Below are 1,297 nucleotides of genomic sequence, written 5' to 3' on the forward strand. Positions count from 1 at the left end.
GGTCGATCTCCGATTCGTAGGAGTCGCCCAGGCGCAGTTCCAGCCGCGTGCCGAACACGTCCCGGATCCCCAATGGATTGAAACAGTATTTCCAATTGAATCACTACCCAATATCTCAGTACTAAACTGAACGAGTGGCCGGCAGTAATAAGCTAGTTGGTCATAAGTCTTTTGTAAAAGTTCGCTTGCACCTTCCACATCATCAAAGACAACAACCGTTTTACGTGGTAACATTTTTCCATTTGATGGAATACCATATTCTTTCGTCATTTCTGGATATTCAATCCAATTTTGACCTTTAGGTTTATCAAGGGGCTTTCCATTAGACTTTTTCCATTCAACATCTGAAAATTCAATTCTTCGCCCATAACCGTCCCCAACTTCTTCACCCTTCCCACGTCCAATTAGGGCAGTGACAATATTTGTGCGGTCTTGTTGGTGAACAATTTTCAGAACTTCCTCACCATATTCAAATCGTTTATTGGTTATTTTTCCAATTTGGTTATAGCAGTTAATGATTTTTTTAGTAATCTTATTTCCTGTAATTTCAATTGAAAAGGTAAACTCTGCACCTAACTCTTGTAGAGCTTTTAGAGCTTCACGCATGGAAGTATAGTAGAAGGTGCTGGAAACTGTTTTAATTGGTTCACAGATACCCAATACCCAGTCACAACCTGAATCAGATAAAAGCTGATTAATCACATAAGAAAAAGACCTATTTTTAGGTCTTATATCTTTAATGATAAAATTGTCCAGTTCGTCGACTGCAAAATTTATCGCTTCAAATGAAAGCAGATTATCTTCGTCTTTTGCGGTTAAAATTCGATATAAAGAAAATTCTTGTTCTTTCGTATCATTAACTGCAATATAGCTGGCATCTTTAATTGTTTCATCAAAAGGTAAAGAAACTGAAAGTGTGTCATTCATTAGTTCAGAAGCGTTAGTTGTGATTTCTTTTGTCTGAACACATTCTATGAATTCATCGGAATCATAACTTTTGATAACTTGTTGCATCTTATCTAAAAGTAAGATATTACTCACTAAAGCACCGCCTTTCTATATTGAATCGTTAACTCATAGTTTGAACTTGAAAAATCTGTTCCAGTTGTCAATCTGATATTTTTAAAATCAGAGTCAAGGTCTAAGAGGTTGTTATTTACTTTTCCATTAATAAAAGTATTGCCAGATTGAAAATCAAATTCCAATAGGTCGCCTTTTTTAGCCTGTGATGATTTCAAGCGATAAATTCCATTACATGGACTACTACTTGGACGAGCGGTAAGGGCGCCGACTAGTC

2 protein-coding genes are annotated in these 1,297 nt (G+C 36.5%); both read right to left on the reverse strand.

Features of this window, described 5'->3' with window-relative positions:
* The coding region (locus tag ABZ914_RS51520; RefSeq protein WP_500201835.1) for a phage tail spike protein at positions 1 to 1,014 on the reverse strand (1,014 nt) is incomplete at its 3' end.
* A 26-nt stretch (positions 1,015 to 1,040) separates the two neighbouring features.
* On the reverse strand, positions 1,041 to 1,297 hold a 257-nt coding region (locus ABZ914_RS51525), incomplete at its 5' end, for a phage distal tail protein (RefSeq protein ID WP_500201836.1).

The sequence above is a fragment of the Spirillospora sp. NPDC046719 genome (assembly GCF_040645715.1).
Lineage (GTDB): Bacteria > Actinomycetota > Actinomycetes > Streptosporangiales > Streptosporangiaceae > Spirillospora.